Source organism: Roseivivax halodurans JCM 10272, from assembly GCF_000521785.1.
Taxonomy (GTDB): Bacteria; Pseudomonadota; Alphaproteobacteria; order Rhodobacterales; family Rhodobacteraceae; genus Roseivivax; species Roseivivax halodurans.
In genome coordinates this window covers 188966-205353 of the sequence record NZ_JALZ01000002.1, presented here as the reverse complement: position 1 = coordinate 205353, position 16388 = coordinate 188966, and the positions used below count along the sequence as shown (strand labels likewise).

Here is a 16388-nt window from a genome sequence, read left to right as displayed (position 1 = left end):
CAACAGTCTAGCGAAATGTCGCGGTGCCCGCCAGACAAAACGGCGGGTTGTGTCCTTTCAATCTACGAATGCAAACTCTTGCATGGCGCGGGACCGATAACCGCCCCGCCGGGGAAAGCGCCGGGGCGGATTTCTTCGGGACGTCCGTGATCAGGCGGCCATGCGGGTGCCGCGCACCGGATAGCCCTTCTCGCGCACGAATTCGATGCCGTCGGCGAGGCGCTGCAGGTCGGGCCGCACGAAGGGCGCGTTGGCGATCTCGACGATCTGGAGCTTTCCGTGCTCGTTGATGACGAAGTGCCCGGGCTCGGCAAACGGCCGGTCGGTTTCCTCCGGCGATCTGGGGTCCGACACGAAAAGTCCCAGCCGGTGCATGTCTTCGATGGAGAGATCGTAGGCCACCGGAATGGAAATCCCGGTCTCGTCGACGAAGGCCTGCGCCTTCTCCTCGGGATCGGCAGAGACCGCGACGATCTCGACGCCGAGCTCGTGGTATCGCGATTTCAGAGTCTCGATCTGGCGGAGGTAATCCTTGCAGATCGGGCAGTGCAGGCCGCGATAGACCACGACGAACTGCCAATCGTAACCCTCGGACGGAGTGCCGAGGGCAAGCTCGCCGCCGCCCAGTCGCGGCAGCGTCAGTTCGGGGAACGGTTGATCCGGTGCGATGGATGCCATGGGGGCCTCTCTGGCTTCTGTTTCGGTCACCCGGCGAACGCTCTGCCGCGGCGCCTCCGTTCCCGAACATGACCCGGTCGTGAGCGCACAGGAAATCGTGTCGTCAGCCCTTGCCACCGAGAAGGATCTGCATCCAGACGGCCCCAGGATCGAAGAGCGTCCATTCCCGGCGGACCCCCTCGGGGCCGAACTCGGCTTGGCTGAGGCCCATGACATGCACGTCCGCCCCGGTCGGCGCACCGAACGCGCCCCAGCCATCGTGGCTGCCGGTCAGCGACCAGCGCAAGGCGGCCCGGGGCGGCATCAGCGGGGCCTCGAGCCCGAATGCGTGCTGCACCTCGAATCGCGCTGAGGGAAATGCTGCGCGCAGACCCAGCCAGAAGGTGCGCGCCGCCGCCGCGCCGTAGACCGGTGAACTGCCGGGATGGCAGAGTTCCGCGCCGCGGGCGTATTGCGCGTCGATGAGACCGAAAGCGCCCTCCATCGCGCGCTCGACGAGGTCGGCCCAGGTCGCACCCCACCCGTCCGTCTCCCCCCGCCCGGTATAGACCGCAGGCACGTCCGGAGACGGCACGAAGGGGTCTTCGCCGGAATTACGCCCGGCGAGAACGGCCTCGGCCCAGCGCTCTGGCGAAAGTCCGAGCTGCGAGACGATCGCAGCGCGGTCGGACACCCGCCAGATCTCCACCAGCCGCCCCTCGCGCATCGCGGTTTCGCTCAGCACCCGGAAGCTCACTGCGCGCCCGGTCGCGTCGCCGAAGAGCCCCCCGCCGGCATGCCGCGCCGTCACCACCCGCCGCTCGGCCACGAGCCGTGTGGCGCGCGACGTCCACACGAGCGCGTCTTCCGGATGCCAGACCTGATCCGGAAACGCCGCGAGAAGCCCCAGCGCCTCCGTCGCGACCGCAACGCGCCCCTGCCGGATCGTTTCCGGCGCGCGCAGGACGACGTTGGGCTCGAGATGCCGCTCCACCGGCCGGGCGAAATCCGCGCGCCGCCAGATCGCCTCCGCCACGTCGCCCGGTCTTTGCTCCAAGGGCTCCTCGACCGTGTCCTTCACGCGCGCCTCCCGCCAGTCGTTGCCACCTTGGTTAACGAGGCGCGGCTTAAGGCGCGATTAACGCCGACCGGACGAGGGCAATGTCCCCACCCAGTGCACGATGCGCTCGGTGATCGGCTCCGTGAGCGCGGGCGACAGGATCTCGCCGGCGAGGACATGGCTCGAGGGATCCGTACCGGGGCCCGGCCGGACGATCTCGGTCTCCGCGGGGCCGCCCCAGGCATCGGCGACATGCCGTATCGCGCCAGCATCGACGACCCGATCGTCCGGCGAGAAGATGAAGAGCGCGGGAGTTTCGAGCGACGCGTAATCGATGTCCCGGACCTCGGCCACCGACGCGGCCATCGGCAGCACCGCCACCGTCGGGTAGCGCTCGGTCCAGTAGCGCGCATGTGCCGCGTTCACCGGTGTGAAGCCGCGCTCGCGACCGACCACGAGCGGCACCCACCATTCCGCACCGGGCCAGGTGAGCATCCGGGCCGCGGAATTGGCGACGAGATAATTGGGCGAGATCAACGCAAGACCCGCGAGTCCATCCGACATTTCGGGATCGGCCGCCATCAGGGTCGAGAGGGTACCTCCCGTCGAGGTCGAGATCACCAGAACGCGGTTTCCGATGCGCCGCCCGATCGCCATGGCCTCGCCCATATCCGCCATCCAGTCGGCGAGTTCCGGCTCCGCCATCGCGGCGCCGTCGCGGCCGTGCCCCGCGAGCCGCGTGTAATAGAGATTCGCGCCCAGAGCCTCGGCCACGTTGTCGGGGAGAGGCCGCACCTCTTCGGACGACGCCGAGAACCCGTGCACGTAGATCAACGCCCAGTCCGTCGCCTGCCCGGGCGCACCGGCCCAGACGATCCGCTTCTCGGTGCCGGGAACGATGTCGTCGAAGCGCGCCTCCTGCCCGGCCAGCCATTCGTCGAGATCCTCGCCGAGGGCGGCGGTATCGAAGCCTGCCCCCAACTCCCGCGATTCGCGCGGCCCGAAAGCCCAGGTCGCGGCGACCGCCAGCAGCGCGACGAGAAAGATCCGAGCCAGCCAGCGCAGGACCAGGATCACGCCGCGGCCTCGGACCTGAACGTCTCGAACGGCACCCAGCGGCAATCCGTGGCCATGCCCGGCAAGGCGACGGTCATCACGTGGCCGCCCCCACCCGCCGGCTGGTTGTACTTGCGGTCGATGTCATGACCGCCGAGCGCCGCACAGAGGAGCGCACCGACGCCGCCATGGCTCACCACGACGATGTCGCCGTCGCTGCGATCCGTCACGACGATCCCGTCGATCGCAGCGACGATCCGGGTCTGCGCCGCCCGCGCCGTCTCCCATCCGCGGACGCTCTCGTCCGGCCGGGAAAAGAATGCGTCGGCGTTCCGCTCGAACTCCTCCCGCGGCAGGTAACCTGTGGCGGAGCGGTCGTTCTCGCCGAGCGTCTCGATGATCCGGGGCGCGATCCGCAGCGCCGCGCTCAGGATCTCCGCGCCATCCCAGGCCTTCCGCTCGGAACTGCAATAGATCCCCGTCACCCCCCGCAGCTTGGGCGAAAGCGCGGCATGCCTGGCGCGACCGCGCTCCGACAGGGGCCAGTCGGACACCGGCACCGACGGATCGATCTCGACCTCCGCATGGGTCAGGAAATAAAGCGACCTCACGGTGAGACCTCCTCGATCATGCGCTCGATGAGCGACAGGCATTCGGGGGTCGAGAACCTGTGGTCGGCGCCCTTGACCAGCATCAGGCGCACATCGTCTCCGCCGATATGGGAGAGAAGGCGCAGCGGCACGTCGCCCGCCACCGCCTCGTCCTCGGTCCCCTGCACGAGGCGGACGGGGAAGGGCATCGGAAGCGGCGTGCGCAGCACGAGGTGATCGCGGCCGTCCTCGATCAGGCGCCGGGTGACGATGTAGGGATCCCCGTAATCGGATGGCATCGCATGACTGCCCTCCTCCATCACCTGGCGCCGCTGCTCGTCGGAGAAGCCGGCCCAGAAGCTGTCCTCGGTGAAATCCGGCGCAGCGGCGATCCCAACGAATCCTGCGACCCGGGAGAGCCGCCGGGTCAGGATGCAGGCGATCCAGCCCCCCATAGACGAGCCGACGAGCACCACCGGCCCCTCCGTGGCGGCCTCGATCACCGCCGCGGCATCCTCGGCCCAGTCGCCGATCGCGCCTTCTTCGAAGACGCCGCCCGATTGCCCGTGGCCGGAATAATCGAGCCGCAGGAAGGCGCGCCCACGGCTCCGCGCCCAGGCTTCGAGATGCACCGCCTTGGTGCCTTCCATGTCCGACTTGTACCCGGAGAGGAAGACGATGCACGGGCCTTCCCCATCGGTGTTGGCATAGGCGAGCCGACGCCCGCCGGGCCCCTCCAGGATGGATATCTCGCTCATGTCGCCTCCGTTTTACCCGCACCCTGCCCGCTCGCCTGTGCGAAGACCAGCCCCGGCGCAGACCCTCTTAGACCTGACACAAACACGGCCGAGCCGGACGCCACCCCCATGACGTTACCATATTGTCACGTGACTATGGAATCACGTATAAGGCCTTCATGGACGCAATCTTCAAAGCCCTCAACGACCCTGCCCGCCGCGCGCTGATGGACAGCCTCCGCGCGAGGGACGGACAGACGCTGACCGAACTGGAAGAGCAGCTCGAGATGAGCCGGTTCGGAGTGATGAAGCATCTCAAGGTGCTCGAGGACGCCCATCTCGTGACCACCGCACGGCGCGGCCGGTTCAAGCATCACTACCTCAACCCCCTGCCCCTGCAGGAACTGGTGGACCGCTGGGTGCATCCGTTCCTGCAGCCGCAGACCGAGAAACTCAGCGCGCTCAAGGCGCAACTGGAGACCGAGACCATGACCGACAAGCCCGATTTCGTGATGTCCACCTTCATCCGCTGCACCCCCGAGGCGCTGTGGCAGGCGCTGACCGATCCCGCGAAGATGGAAGAATACCACTTCTTCGCGCGGAAGGTGGATCTGGACGGCGACACACTCCATTACCACAACGGCGAGGGGGATGTCCTGCTCTCGGCGCGGACCATAGCAACCGAGAAACACCGGCGCATCGAATCCACCTTCCAGATTGCCGGGCCCGACGCCCCAAAGGCCTCGCGGACCGTGTTCCTGATCGATCCGCAGGGCGAGCAATGCCGCCTCACCGTCGAGCATTACGAACTGACCTTCCCGGTCGTTCCCGGACAGGGCGTGCATGACGGCTGGAGCCGCTGGGCCGCCGGGCTGAAATCCTACATGGAGACCGGTAAGGCGCTGAATTTCGAGCCCGCGATGGCTGGCTGATACATCCCGGGTCGGCGCGAACTTCGCTGCGCCTGCCCGGGGTGCCGTGACCTGCCAAGGCCTCTCCAGATCCGGCACCGTCGCCCCTTGCGGGGCGGCAGCCGACCTGCGGAGCCGTCGTCAATCGGCGCTGCGCTCGACCTCCTTCAGTCCGAGTGCGATCACGGCACCGATGGCCGACAATATCGCAAAGCCGGCGAGGGCCCAGAGCGCGCCGCCGACGCTAAGCGCGCCGCCGAAGGCTCCGGCGGCGATCAGAAGCACGCCGATCGAGGTGTTCGCGATGGCGGAATAGGTCGAGCGACTGTCCTTCGGCGCCATATCGACGAGGTAGGTCGAGCGCCCCACACGCACGCCCTGATAGGCGATCTGCATCACGAAGAGGATGAGGGGCGAGACGATCAGCCCTTCGGTCCAACCCAAGGCGCCGGCGATCACCGCCGCCGCCATGGCGACGGAACCCGAGAGCCCCGAGAGGATCAGCACCTTGCGCGAGGAGCGGTCGGACAGCCGCCCCCAGACATAGGACGACACGAAGGCTGCCGCGGCGGACGCGAGAAGAAGCGCGCCGAGCTGCTGCAGCGCGCCATCGCCTCCGGAAAGCAGGACGAGATAGGGGGGCGCGAGCGCGGTTGCCGTCAGCGCGCCCCGCGCCGCGATGAAGCGGCGGAACTGGGCGTCTTCGCGCAGGGGCGTCAGATCGAGCGCCGCCCGCTCCTGCGGCTCGGAGCGCTGCTCCTCGAGCGTCGAGAATATCGCCGCGGCAGCGATCCAGAGCCCCGCCGCCAGCGCCACGGCGGCGATCAGCGGCCCTCTGTCCTGCAGCAGGCCCGAGATCAGCAGGAGCGCGAAGACCAGCACCGCCGCCGAGGATGCCGAGCCCGCCACGCCCTTGACCGAGCCGCGGCGGGTCTTGCCGACCGTCTTGCCGAGGATGTCCTTGTAGCTCACCGAACAGGCGGCGCGGGCAAGCGCGAGCACGGCGAGCGAGAGGCAGATCGCAACGCCCGCCACCCAGCCCTCGAAGAAGAGCGCAGAAAGCGCGATCCCCGCCGCGCCGAGGCCCTGCACCGCGCAGCCGGCGACCCAGACCCATTTGCGGATGGCCCGCGCCTCGACGAACCCGGCGAGCAGGATCTGCGGCAGGAGCGCCCCCGCCTCGCGGATCGGCACCAGCAGCGAGACGAGCACCGCCGGAGCTCCGAGGGCGTTCATCAGCCAGGCCAGCACGAGCTTCGGCTCGATCAGCCCATCCGCGACCTTCTGGACCGAGAGCGAGATCATGTGCCTCAGCCCGTTGCGGGCCTCGCGGGCACTCGCCTCTCCGTCGTCGTCGGTCAGGGTGCCGTAGACGTCCCGTACCTCGCTGTCGCTCACCGTGGCCATTCGCTCTTCTCCTGGGGTGTCAGCCTGGGATGCGCCGCGGGTTGACACCTCAAGCGCCGCGAGGGACATAGCGCGGACGACATAACCCGCAACCGGGCGTTCCGTGGGCGCCAAACCGACGAGGAGCATGGCCGATGAGCCAGATTTCCCTGACCTTCCCCGATGGCAACGCGCGCGAGTTCCCTGCCGGCACCACGCCGGCCGAGGTCGCCGAGGCGATCTCGACCTCGCTCGGCAAGAAGGCCATCTCGGCCTCCGTGGACGGCACTCACTGGGACCTCCAGTGGCCGATCGAGAGCGACGCGCGCATCGAGATCCACACCATGCAGGACGAGGCGCAGGCGCTGGAGCTGATCCGCCACGACTTCGCGCACGTCATGGCTCGCGCCGTGCAGGCGATCTGGCCCGATACCAAGGTCACCATCGGCCCGGTGACCGAGAAAGGCTGGTTCTACGATTTCGACCGGTCCGAACCCTTCACCCCCGAAGATCTCGGCGAGATCGAGTCCAAGATGAAGGAGATCATCGAGGCGCGCGATCCGGTGAAGACCGAGGTCTGGGACCGGGACCGCGCAATCGCGCATTACGAGGAGACCGGCGAGCCATACAAGATCGAGCTCATCGATCGCATCCCCGACGACGCGCCGATTCGGATGTACTGGCACGGCGACTGGCAGGACCTCTGCCGCGGCCCGCACCTGCAGCACACCGGTCAGCTTCCGGCGGACGCTTTCAAGCTGATGGGCGTCTCGGGCGCCTACTGGTTCGGCGACACCAAGCGCCCGATGCTCCAGCGCATCCAGGGCGTCGCGTTCAAGGACCGCAAGGCGCTGAAGGCGCACCTCACCTTCCTCGAGGAAGCCGCCAAGCGCGACCATCGCCGTTTGGGGCGCGAGATGGACCTCTTCCACATGCAGGAAGAAGCGCCGGGGCAGGTTTTCTGGCACCCGAACGGCTGGACGGTCTATACGCAGCTTCAGGACTACATGCGCCGCAAGCAGCGCATCGGCGGCTACCGCGAGATCAACACGCCGCAGGTGGTCGACCGCAAGCTTTGGGAAGCCTCGGGGCACTGGGACAAGTACCAGCACCACATGTTCGTGGTCGAGGTCGACGAGTCCCGCGACGGGGAGACCGACGACGCCTCCGCCAAGAACAAGGAGCAGACGCGGATCAACGCGCTGAAGCCGATGAACTGCCCCTGTCACGTCCAGGTTTTCAACCAGGGCCTCAAGTCCTACCGCGACCTGCCGCTGCGCCTCGCCGAATTCGGCTCCTGCGCGCGGTTCGAGCCCTCGGGTGCGCTGCACGGGATCATGCGGGTGCGCGGCTTCACGCAGGACGACGCGCATATCTTCTGCACCGAGGACCAGATCCAGGACGAATGCGCGCGATTCATCGACTTCCTCGCGAGCGTCTACCGCGACCTCGGCTTCCCGGATTTCGAGATCCGCTTCGCCACGCGCCCCGAGAAGCGCGTCGGGACCGAGGAAAGCTGGGACTACGTTGAGGGCGCCCTCGAGAACGCGATCAACGCCGTAGGGCGCGACTACGTGCTCGAACCCGGGGACGGCGCGTTTTACGGGCCGAAGCTCGACTTCTACCTCACCGATGCGATCGGCCGGGTCTGGCAGTGCGGCACCTTCCAGGTGGATCCGAACCTGCCCGAGCGGCTCGACGCGACCTATATCGACGCGAGCGGCGACAAGAAGCGGCCCTTCATGCTCCACCGCGCCTGCCTCGGCTCCTTCGAGCGCTTCATCGGCATCCTGATCGAGGAGCATTCGGGCAGGTTCCCGTTCTGGCTCGCGCCTCGGCAGGTGGTCGTCGCCTCGATCGTGTCCGAGGCGGACGATTACGTCCGCGAGGTGGTCGCGGCGCTCGAGGCCGCGGGCGTGCGCGCCGAGGCCGATACCCGCAACGAGAAAATCAACTACAAGGTCCGCGAGCATTCGGTCGGCAAGGTGCCGGTGATCCTCGCCGTCGGGCACCGCGAGGTCGAGGAGCGCACCGTCACCGTCCGCCGCCTCGGGGAAAAGCAGACCTCCGTCTCCCCGCTCTACGAGATCGTGACCTCGCTCCACTCCGAGGCGACGCCGCCCGACCTCAGATGAGCTCGCGGCTCATGCTGAAAGCCCCGGTTACGGCCGGGGCTTTTCGCTGCCGTGCCTCGGACCTGCCCTGAGCGCAGCCTGCCTGACCGGCGGTTCCGGCCGTGATCCGGGCTAGAGTCCGAGTTCCTTGCGAACACCGTCGCTCCAGCCGAGATACAGGGCGCCGCCGTCGTCGATCAGCGGCCGCTTCATCAGCGCCGGGTGATCGGCGAGAAGCTCAGCGGGCGGACGCTCCCGCTCCTCTTCGGAAAGACCGCGCCACGTCGTCGAGCGCGTGTTGAGGAGCTGGGGCCCGTAGGTCTCGAGCGCCAGATCGCGCACCTCCTGCGGCAGACCGTCCTCGCGCACGTCCACGAACTGCGCATCAGGCAGCGCCTTGCGCGCTGTCCGGCAGGTGTCGCACGCCTTGATCCCGTAGATGATCATGCTTCTTCCTTTGTCGTTCGATCGAAGTTCCGGCGTGACGGACAGCCGCGTCCGCATGCTTTCTCTTGCTTTTTACAATGGGCGTGTAATCGTTTGAATGTGACTTTAATGAACCCGGGCCAAAAAGGGTCCATGTCCTCGTCATCTGTTTTGTACCGGGTTGGCTGTCACGCAACCACCGCGCCACGGCGTGATGCAATACGACGACAAAGGAGACACGGGACATGCCGAGCGGCACCGTGAAATGGTTCAACACCACCAAAGGCTACGGGTTCATCGCCCCCGAGGATGGCGGCAAGGACGTGTTCGTTCACATCTCTGCGGTCGAGAGGTCGGGATTGACCGGCCTCGCCGACAACCAGAAGATCAGCTACGAACTCAAGGAGGGCCGGGACGGCCGCATGATGGCCTCGGACCTCAAGACGCTCTGATCCCGCACCTTCGCACGGCAAGGGTGGCTCTGGCGCGATCCGGGGCCCATTCCTCGGGCGGGTTGTCCGAATCCCGTCTCAGGCGGCCTGCATTCTCTTTGCTTCCTGCTGTGCCAGCGCGATCAGGTCGCCCACGAAGGGCTTGCCCGCATCGGCGCTGCGGGTTGCCGCAAAGAGTCGCCGCGTGATCCCGCCCCGCGTCAGCGGGCGGGTCACGTAATCGCTGTTGTACTTCACCTCGCGCACCACCCAGTCCGGCAGGACGGCGACGCCGCGGTTCGACGCCACGAGAAGCAGGATCACCGCGGTGAGTTCCGCCTGACGGACCGAAGCGGGCTCGACCTTGGCCGGGGTCAGGAGCTGGCTGAACACGTCCAGCCGCGAGCGCTCGACCGGATAGGTGATGAGGGTCTCGCCACGGAAATCCTCCGCGTCGATCCAGCCCTTCTGCGCGAGAGGATGCGTCGAGGCCGCGACGAAGACCGGCTCGTAATCGAAGAGCGGCGTGAACTCGACGCCGGCGAGGTCCTCGGGATCCGAGGACACTACGAGATCGACATCCTCCTTCAGCAATGCCGGAAGAGCGTCGAAGGCGAGGCCCGGCTTGATGTCGACATCCACGTCCGGCCAGACCTTCCGGAACGCCTCGAGCACCGGAAAGAGCCATTCGAAACAGGCGTGGCACTCGATCGCGATGTGCATCCGTCCCGAAGAGCCCTTGCGCAGACCCTCGAATTCCGCGGCCAGCGCCTCCACCTGCGGCAGGACCTGATCGGCGAGCTTGAGAAGCTTGAGCCCCGCCGGCGAGAGGCGCATAGGTTTCGAGCGCCGCACGAAGAGCTCGACGCCGGCCTGGTCTTCCAGCCCCTTGATCTGGTGGCTGAGCGCGCTTTGCGTGATGTTGAGACTGTCGGCCGCGCGGGCGACGCCGCCCATCTCGTGGATCGCCTTGATCGTCCGAAGATGCCGGAATTCGATGTGCATCCTTGAGACAGCCTCATATTGGTCTTGAGATTTATGAGTTTGTCTCACGACGAACGGCATGAGACAAGGTGCGAAACCTAACGCAGGGAGTCTGCCCGCATGCCGCGCCCCGACATTTCGCTCGAGTTCTTCCCGCCGAAGTCTCTGGAAGCCTCGTTCCGGCTCTGGGACACGGTCCAGACGCTGTCGCCGCTCGGTCCGCGATTTGTCTCCGTGACCTACGGCGCCGGCGGCACCACCCGCGAGCTGACGCGCGATGCGGTCAAGGCGATCCACAAGCAATCGGGGCTTCGTACGGCGGCGCATCTCACCTGCGTGAACGCCACCCGCGAGGAGACGCTCGAGATCGCGCGCGGGTTCTGGGACGTCGGCGTGCGCGATATCGTGGCGCTCCGGGGCGATCCGCCGAAGGGCGAGGATCGCTTCACCCCGACCGATGGCGGCTTCCAGGACAGCTGCGAGCTCATCGAGGGGCTGAAGGCCGAGCGCGACTTCACCATCCGTGTCGGCGCCTATCCCGACGTGCATCCCAATGCGGGAACGCAGCAGGACGACGTCGACTACCTCAAGCGCAAGTTCGACGCCGGCGCCGACGAGGCGCTCACCCAGTTCTTCTTCGAGGCCGAGACGTTCTTCCGCTTCCGCGACGCCTGCGAGAAGGCGGGGATCGACAAGCCCATCGTTCCGGGCATCTTCCCGGTCGAGAACTGGAAGGGCGCGCGGCGCTTCGCCGAGGCCTGCGGCACGAAGATCCCCCAATGGGTCATCGACGCATTCGAGACCGCGGAGCGTGACGGACGGAGCGACCTTCTGGCGACCTCCCTCTGCACCGAACTCTGCTCGGATCTGATCGAGGGCGGCGTCGACAAGCTGCACTTCTACACGCTGAACAAGCCCGAGCTGACGCGCGACGTCTGCCATGCGATCGGCGTGACTCCCGAAACGCGGCTCGAGAACGTCGCCTGAAGGAGCGGGGCTCCTGACCGCCGCGCAAGCGAGGGGCCGGCCCCTCGCGCTCCCCGGGATATTTCCGTCAAGAAGAAGGCGCGCGATCGGGTGCTGACCGCTTGCACGCCGCTTCAAAACCGGTGAGCGTCGCGCCGGATCAACAGGCGGAGACTGTCATGCGTATTGCGATCAACGGCTTCGGGCGGATCGGGCGGACGGTCCTGCGGCAGGTGCTGAGCCTGCGCGATGCGTCGGATATCGAAGTCGCCTTCGTCAACGACATCGCGCCGCTTGACACCTGCGCCTATCTCTTTCGCTACGACAGCGTGTTCGGCCCCTATCCGGGTGAGGTGACGGCCTCGGACGATGCGCTCGAGATCGACGGGCAGCGCGTGACGGTCCTGTCGGAACGCGATCTCGGACGGCTGCCGCTCGAGGGCGTGGACGTCGTCATGGATTGCACCGGGACCATCCACACGCGCGCGCAGGCGCAAAGAGGGCTCGACGCGGGCGCCGCGAACGTGCTCATCTCCGGCCCTTGCGACGACGCGGAGGAGACGCTGGTCCTCGGCGCAAACGAGGAGCGCCTCGGGCAGGCGCGGATCGTGTCGAACGCCTCCTGCACCACCAACGCCCTGGCGCCGCTCCTGAAGGCGCTCGACCGCGCCAACCCCATTGCCCACGGGCACATGACGACGATCCATTGCTACACCGGCAGCCAGCCGACGGTCGACGCGCCGCGGGGCGATCCGGCCCGCAGCCGCGCGGCGGCAGTGTCGATGGTGCCGACCACGTCGAGCGCGACGCGGCTCGTCGGAACGATCCTGCCGGAGCTTGCCGGCCGCATCAGCGGCGCAGCGGTGCGCGTTCCCGTCATCAGCGTGTCGGCGATCGACGCCGTCCTCACCTTCGAGCGCGACCTTCCGGACGATCCCCGGGCCTGGCTCGCGGGACTTGCGGAAGCCTCGCCGGTGCTCGGGGTGACGCGCGATCCGACCGTCTCGACCGATCAGCGCGCGCGGCCCGAGAGCCTCGTGATCGCCCTGCCCGAGACGCTGCGGACGGGCGACCGGCAGCTCCGCGTCTTCGGCTGGTACGACAACGAGTGGGGCTTCTCGGCGCGGATGATCGACATGGCGCGGCGCATGGCGGCGCGCTGATCCGACTCACTCCGCGAGGGCGCCGTCGATGGCGGTCTCGAGCTTGTCCACGAGTTCCCCGATCTGCGCATCCTCGATGATGAAGGGCGGCGCGAGAAGGACGTGGTCTCCGAGCTTGCCGTCGATCGTGCCGGACATCGGATAGCAGATCAGCCCTGCGTCGAAGGCGGCGGACTTGATCCGGGCCGCGATCCTGCGCTCGGGATCGAACGGCGCCTTGGTTCCCCTGTCGGACACGAGCTCGAGCCCGAGGAAGAGCCCCCGTCCGCGGATGTCGCCCACATGAGCGTGCTGCCCGAAGCGGTCTTCGAGCGCGGCCCGCAGCTTGTCGCCCTGCTCTGCGCAGCGCCCGACAAGGCCCCGGTTCAGGATCGCCGAGACCACCGCGTGCCCCGCAGCGGCGGCGGTCGGATGGCCGATATAGGTGTGGCCGTGCTGGAAGAAGCCCGACCCCTCCTCGATCGCCGCGTAGATCCTGCCGGAGCAGAGCATCGCGCCGATGGGCTGATACCCCGCGCCAAGCCCCTTGGCGATGCAGAGGATGTCCGGGGCGACGCCGTCCTGCTCGCAGGCAAAAAGCGTCCCTGTCCGGCCCATGCCGCACATCACCTCGTCGAGGATCAGCAGGATGCCGTATGTGTCGCAGATCTCGCGGATCCACTTGAAGTAGCCCGGCGCGGGCGGGACCGCACCCGCCGTCGCCCCGACCACCGGTTCGGCCATGAAGGCCATGACGGTTTCGGGCCCGACGCGCAGAAGCTCCTCTTCCAATGCATCGGCGGCACGGCGGCCGTACTCTTCCGGACCCTCGTCGTCGGCGCGCAGACGGTATTCGTAGCAGGGATCGATATGACTCACGTCGAGCAGCAGCGGGCCGAACTGCCTGCGGCGCCATTCGTTTCCGCCCGCCGAGAGCGCGCCGATCGTGTTGCCGTGATAGCTCTGCCTGCGCGCGATCAGGCGACCGCGACCCGGCTCTCCCTTCTCCACGAAGTACTGGCGGGCAAGCTTGATCGCCGCCTCCGTCGCCTCGGACCCGCCGGAGACGAGGTAGACCCGGTCGAGGCCCTCGGGCGCGTTCTCGATCAGAAGATCGGCCAGCTTCTCTGCCGGCTCCGAGGTGAAGAACCCGGTATGGGCAAAGGCGAGCCGGTCGAGCTGCCCCTTGATCGCGTCGATCACCTCGCGGTCCCCGTGACCGAGGCACGAGACCGCCGCTCCGCCGGAGGCATCGAGATAGCGCTTCCCGTCCGCATCGAAGAGATAGCAGCCCTCGCCGCCGGCGGCGATCGGGGGCTGCTTGGCGGTGTGTCGGGGAAAGACGTGGGTCATCTTGGGGCCTCGGCTGATGCATTGGCCTCAGCCTATGCGATGCGTGGGGAGGTGAGAATAGCGGCGCCGGGAGGCGGACTAGACCTGCGCGGGCGTCGCTCCGGGCACGTCGACGTAGCGGACGCCTTCCTCGAAACGGTCGATGCGCTGCACCCAGGTCGTTCCGGGCCAGCGCACCTCCATCTCGCGCTTCCGGGGCCTGTAGACCGCCGTGTAGAGCGTGCCGAACCCGTGCGCGAAGGCGGTCGAGTAGAGCGGCGGCTTGAGGAACGCCCCGATGAACTTCTCTTCCGGATCGCGGTGAAGCGTCAGGCGCTGAAGCAGGAAGCGCTCGCGTTCGACCGTGGCGGTGAAGCGGGCGTGGCTCACCCATTCGACATGTTCCTGATGGTTCGTCGCCACCGCGGCATGGGTCACGATGGCGGGCCGGTCCGGCGCCATCATCGCCGTCAGGTAACGCCGCTTCCGGTCGAGAACGGTGACGTTGTAGCTCATATGGGTCGGAATGCGGGCGAGAGCCTCTCCGGCCTCCTCCGCCGTCTCGCAGGTCTGGAGCACGTAGCGCAGGATGATCGGCACGCCGAAGCCGGTGCCGACGACCCGCCGTCCGCCGAAGGTCAGCGACACCGCGAGCCCAGCGTCGTTTACCCCGTCGACCACACCGAAAAGGCCGTCCGAGACACCGATCACGCCACGGCCCTGCCACTTCGTGCGCAGGATCAGGCTGTCGAAGGCGCGGCTGTCGTAATCGTAGTTCCGCACCATGACCGGCTCGCGACCCGGCCAGATCGCCTGACTGCAGTCCGCAAGATACGGCGGCGGGGTGTGGAAGGACAGGAATCGCGCCGCTTGATCGCCGCCCCCCGCAAGCTCGCAGATCTCCTCCCAGAGCGGCACGATCTCCGGCATATGGGTCTGGAGCGCGCGGCGGCTCTCGACGTAAGTGGGACGCGCGGTTTCTCCCTCCCGCAACCACCAGGCGCGGTAGTTCGGCCAGTATTCGTGGAAGAGCGCAGCCCATTTCTGTCCAGGCTCGTCCTCGGAGATCGCGCGCCAGAGAGCCATGCCGCTCCTTGCAGAGAGGCGGCCCGGACCGGAGAGCCCGGGCCGCCACGTTTCAGATCATCTTGAACGCGGGATCGGCGAGAGCGGGTCCCGCCTGCGCCACCGGCAGCGGCTTGCCCTCGACCTGGCTCTTGATGCCGTGAATCCATTTCGAGGCGCGCTCGTTCAGCTTGAAGCTCTTGGTCATCGAGCGTCCCCTCGTGACGAGGATGCCGAGATCGGCGCCTTCGTAACGGTAATCCCCGGGGCGGATGACCCTCAGGAAGAACGCCTCGTTTTCGCTCTCGACCGCACGGCGGTGATAGTCGAAACGGTCGAACACCACCCGGCCGTCATCGAGCATCCTGTAGATGCCGGTCTCGGGCGCCGCGGTGCAGATGTCGACGTTGTCCTCGGTGTGCTTGATGACCATCTGGCTCCACGAGTCGATGTTCTCGGGATCCGCCCAGCGTGCGTTGAGCTCGTCCACGTCGAGGTCGAATTTCTTGCGCGAGAACTCGAGCAGGTGGAAGAGGAAGAGCGGCGCGTCGGCATGGGCGAAGGCCGCGTGGTTGGTCATCGACGAGGCACCGGTGATCCTCGGATTGAGCTCTCCGAGCCAGAGCTCGTTGGTCTTCTTGTCGATCAGGAAGTCGAGCTCGAAATAGCCGCGATAGCCTTCCTTGCGGAGCTGCTCGCCGAACTTGAAGGTCAGGTCCCGCGCCTTGTTGCGGACGTCCGGCGGAAAGGCCGTCGACAGGATCTCGTTGCCGCACCAGCCGCCGCGATAGGGCGTCAGCTCCTTGAAGCCCACGAGCTCGGTCATGAGAGGTCCGACGATGGTCCCCTCCTTGGTCGCGCAGGCCTCGATTGCGGAGCCGCGGCAATCGATCCGCTTCATGATCTTGATCTCGCCCTCGCCGACGATCCCGCTCTCGCATTGCCGGAAATCGGCCTCGGACTTCACGAAATACGTGGTGTGGCCGGAATCGCCAAAGGCCGACTGCAGCACCAGATCGTTGCCGAGGTCGTGCTCCTTGCAGATCTGCTTGAGGTGCTCGTAATTCTTCACCTCGGACAACGTGTTGGGCACCGACGGAACGCCAGCCTTGTTGCCGATCCGCACGGTCTCGATCTTGTTGTCCATGTTCTGGCGCAGGCTCGCCTTGGGGAACCAGACCTCGCCGCCGAGTTCCTTGGCCAGCCGCTCGGTCTCCTCGTCGAACATCAGGAAGACGAAGCGCGGCTTGCCGCCGCGGCGCTTGATGAGGTCGATGACCTCCTTGTGGCTCAACAGGTAGTTGTTGATGTCCTCGATCGACTGGAACTCGGCATGGGGCTGTTCTGACGGACAGAAGACGTTCGGGTGCCGGCCGTCATAGCAGTCGATGTAGCAGATGTACTTGAAGTTCTTGGCCCATTCATCGATCCCGAGAAGATTGAAGTTGGTTGCCGAGACGAAGTAGATCGGCTCCTCGTTGCGGTGAAAGAACCGCCGGATTTCCGAGATGTTCTTCAGTTCCTTGGCCAT

At 66.9% G+C, this 16388-nt stretch carries 16 protein-coding genes; 5 read left to right on the top strand and 11 right to left on the bottom strand.

Translation table 11 applies throughout. The features are described 5' to 3' along the window. Positions 1–150: 150 nt before the first annotated feature. The 5 genes from OCH239_RS03345 to OCH239_RS03325 all read right to left on the bottom strand — a co-directional run bounded on the left by OCH239_RS03345 (position 151) and on the right by OCH239_RS03325 (position 4121). Complete coding sequence (locus OCH239_RS03345) at positions 151–678, bottom strand: redoxin domain-containing protein (protein ID WP_037258679.1); 528 nt, start codon at positions 676–678, stop codon at positions 151–153. 103 nt (positions 679–781) lie between these two features. Then, entirely contained in the window at positions 782–1738 is a 957-nt protein-coding gene (locus OCH239_RS03340) for a nuclear transport factor 2 family protein (RefSeq protein ID WP_051489215.1), read from the bottom strand. 57 nt (positions 1739–1795) lie between these two features. Beyond that, a complete protein-coding gene (locus tag OCH239_RS03335; RefSeq protein WP_162149975.1) occupies positions 1796–2794 on the bottom strand; it encodes an alpha/beta hydrolase in 999 nt (332 codons plus the stop codon). After that, positions 2791–3384 carry a histidine phosphatase family protein gene (locus tag OCH239_RS03330; protein ID WP_037258676.1) on the bottom strand — a complete coding sequence of 198 codons (594 nt, stop codon included), beginning with the start codon at positions 3382–3384 and terminating at the stop codon, positions 2791–2793. The genes OCH239_RS03335 and OCH239_RS03330 overlap by 4 nt, the downstream gene beginning before the upstream one ends. Next, positions 3381–4121, bottom strand: a complete 741-nt coding sequence (locus tag OCH239_RS03325; RefSeq protein WP_037258673.1) for an alpha/beta hydrolase — start codon at positions 4119–4121, stop codon at positions 3381–3383. Before OCH239_RS03325 ends, OCH239_RS03330 begins: the two co-directional genes overlap by 4 nt. A gap of 158 nt (positions 4122–4279) precedes the next feature. Between OCH239_RS03325 and OCH239_RS03320 the strand changes: the two genes are divergently transcribed. Further along, positions 4280–5032, top strand: coding sequence for an ArsR/SmtB family transcription factor (locus OCH239_RS03320; protein WP_037258670.1), 753 nt, complete (start codon positions 4280–4282; stop codon positions 5030–5032). A 120-nt stretch (positions 5033–5152) separates the two neighbouring features. Here OCH239_RS03320 and OCH239_RS03315 read toward each other — a convergent pair whose 3' ends face one another. Continuing rightward, positions 5153–6418 carry an MFS transporter gene (locus tag OCH239_RS03315; protein ID WP_037258667.1) on the bottom strand — a complete coding sequence of 422 codons (1266 nt, stop codon included), beginning with the start codon at positions 6416–6418 and terminating at the stop codon, positions 5153–5155. Between the two features lie 134 nt (positions 6419–6552). Between OCH239_RS03315 and thrS the strand changes: the two genes are divergently transcribed. Beyond that, on the top strand, positions 6553–8532 hold the full coding sequence (gene thrS, locus OCH239_RS03310; protein ID WP_037258664.1) for a threonine--tRNA ligase: 1980 nt from the start codon (positions 6553–6555) through the stop codon (positions 8530–8532). A 111-nt stretch (positions 8533–8643) separates the two neighbouring features. Here thrS and OCH239_RS03305 read toward each other — a convergent pair whose 3' ends face one another. After that, positions 8644–8958: an ArsC/Spx/MgsR family protein gene (locus tag OCH239_RS03305; RefSeq protein ID WP_037258661.1), complete on the bottom strand. Its 315-nt coding sequence runs from the start codon at positions 8956–8958 to the stop codon at positions 8644–8646. Between the two features lie 224 nt (positions 8959–9182). On the opposite strand from OCH239_RS03305, the gene OCH239_RS03300 reads away from it, so the two are divergent. Beyond that, complete coding sequence (locus tag OCH239_RS03300) at positions 9183–9389, top strand: cold-shock protein (RefSeq protein ID WP_037258659.1); 207 nt, start codon at positions 9183–9185, stop codon at positions 9387–9389. A 78-nt stretch (positions 9390–9467) separates the two neighbouring features. On the opposite strand, the gene OCH239_RS03295 is transcribed toward OCH239_RS03300, so the two are convergent. Beyond that, positions 9468–10373, bottom strand: a complete 906-nt coding sequence (locus tag OCH239_RS03295; RefSeq protein ID WP_037258657.1) for a LysR family transcriptional regulator — start codon at positions 10371–10373, stop codon at positions 9468–9470. Between the two features lie 99 nt (positions 10374–10472). Here OCH239_RS03295 and metF point away from each other — a divergent pair, with 99 nt between their 5' ends. Together metF and OCH239_RS03285 are read left to right on the top strand one after the other, a co-directional pair. Further along, positions 10473–11339 carry a methylenetetrahydrofolate reductase [NAD(P)H] gene (metF, locus tag OCH239_RS03290; RefSeq protein ID WP_037258655.1) on the top strand — a complete coding sequence of 289 codons (867 nt, stop codon included), beginning with the start codon at positions 10473–10475 and terminating at the stop codon, positions 11337–11339. Positions 11340–11497: 158 nt separating this feature from the next. Beyond that, a complete protein-coding gene (locus tag OCH239_RS03285; protein ID WP_037258653.1) occupies positions 11498–12481 on the top strand; it encodes a type I glyceraldehyde-3-phosphate dehydrogenase in 984 nt (327 codons plus the stop codon). 6 nt (positions 12482–12487) lie between these two features. On the opposite strand, the gene OCH239_RS03280 is transcribed toward OCH239_RS03285, so the two are convergent. The 3 genes from OCH239_RS03280 to OCH239_RS03270 form a co-directional block, all read right to left on the bottom strand. Then, positions 12488–13813: an aspartate aminotransferase family protein gene (locus OCH239_RS03280; RefSeq protein ID WP_037258651.1), complete on the bottom strand. Its 1326-nt coding sequence runs from the start codon at positions 13811–13813 to the stop codon at positions 12488–12490. Positions 13814–13891: 78 nt separating this feature from the next. Next, complete coding sequence (locus OCH239_RS03275; RefSeq protein ID WP_037258650.1) at positions 13892–14878, bottom strand: C45 family autoproteolytic acyltransferase/hydrolase; 987 nt, start codon at positions 14876–14878, stop codon at positions 13892–13894. A gap of 52 nt (positions 14879–14930) precedes the next feature. Beyond that, positions 14931–16388 (bottom strand): biotin carboxylase, encoded by a 1458-nt coding sequence (locus OCH239_RS03270; RefSeq protein ID WP_037258648.1) that lies wholly within the window; start codon positions 16386–16388, stop codon positions 14931–14933.

What these genes read in the sequence shown, in the direction of transcription:
- OCH239_RS03345 (WP_037258679.1), bottom strand. Translation starts at nt 678, where the DNA reads ATGGCATCCATCGCACCGGATCAACCGTTCCCCGAACTGACGCTGCCG.
- OCH239_RS03325 (WP_037258673.1), bottom strand. Translation starts at nt 4,121, where the DNA reads ATGAGCGAGATATCCATCCTGGAGGGGCCCGGCGGGCGTCGGCTCGCC.
- OCH239_RS03320 (WP_037258670.1), top strand. Translation starts at nt 4,280, where the DNA reads ATGGACGCAATCTTCAAAGCCCTCAACGACCCTGCCCGCCGCGCGCTG.
- OCH239_RS03315 (WP_037258667.1), bottom strand. Translation starts at nt 6,418, where the DNA reads ATGGCCACGGTGAGCGACAGCGAGGTACGGGACGTCTACGGCACCCTG.
- thrS (WP_037258664.1), top strand. Translation starts at nt 6,553, where the DNA reads ATGAGCCAGATTTCCCTGACCTTCCCCGATGGCAACGCGCGCGAGTTC.
- OCH239_RS03305 (WP_037258661.1), bottom strand. Translation starts at nt 8,958, where the DNA reads ATGATCATCTACGGGATCAAGGCGTGCGACACCTGCCGGACAGCGCGC.
- OCH239_RS03300 (WP_037258659.1), top strand. Translation starts at nt 9,183, where the DNA reads ATGCCGAGCGGCACCGTGAAATGGTTCAACACCACCAAAGGCTACGGG.
- OCH239_RS03295 (WP_037258657.1), bottom strand. Translation starts at nt 10,373, where the DNA reads ATGCACATCGAATTCCGGCATCTTCGGACGATCAAGGCGATCCACGAG.
- metF (WP_037258655.1), top strand. Translation starts at nt 10,473, where the DNA reads ATGCCGCGCCCCGACATTTCGCTCGAGTTCTTCCCGCCGAAGTCTCTG.
- OCH239_RS03285 (WP_037258653.1), top strand. Translation starts at nt 11,498, where the DNA reads ATGCGTATTGCGATCAACGGCTTCGGGCGGATCGGGCGGACGGTCCTG.
- OCH239_RS03280 (WP_037258651.1), bottom strand. Translation starts at nt 13,813, where the DNA reads ATGACCCACGTCTTTCCCCGACACACCGCCAAGCAGCCCCCGATCGCC.
- OCH239_RS03275 (WP_037258650.1), bottom strand. Translation starts at nt 14,878, where the DNA reads ATGGCTCTCTGGCGCGCGATCTCCGAGGACGAGCCTGGACAGAAATGG.
- OCH239_RS03270 (WP_037258648.1), bottom strand. Translation starts at nt 16,388, where the DNA reads ATGGCCAAGGAACTGAAGAACATCTCGGAAATCCGGCGGTTCTTTCAC.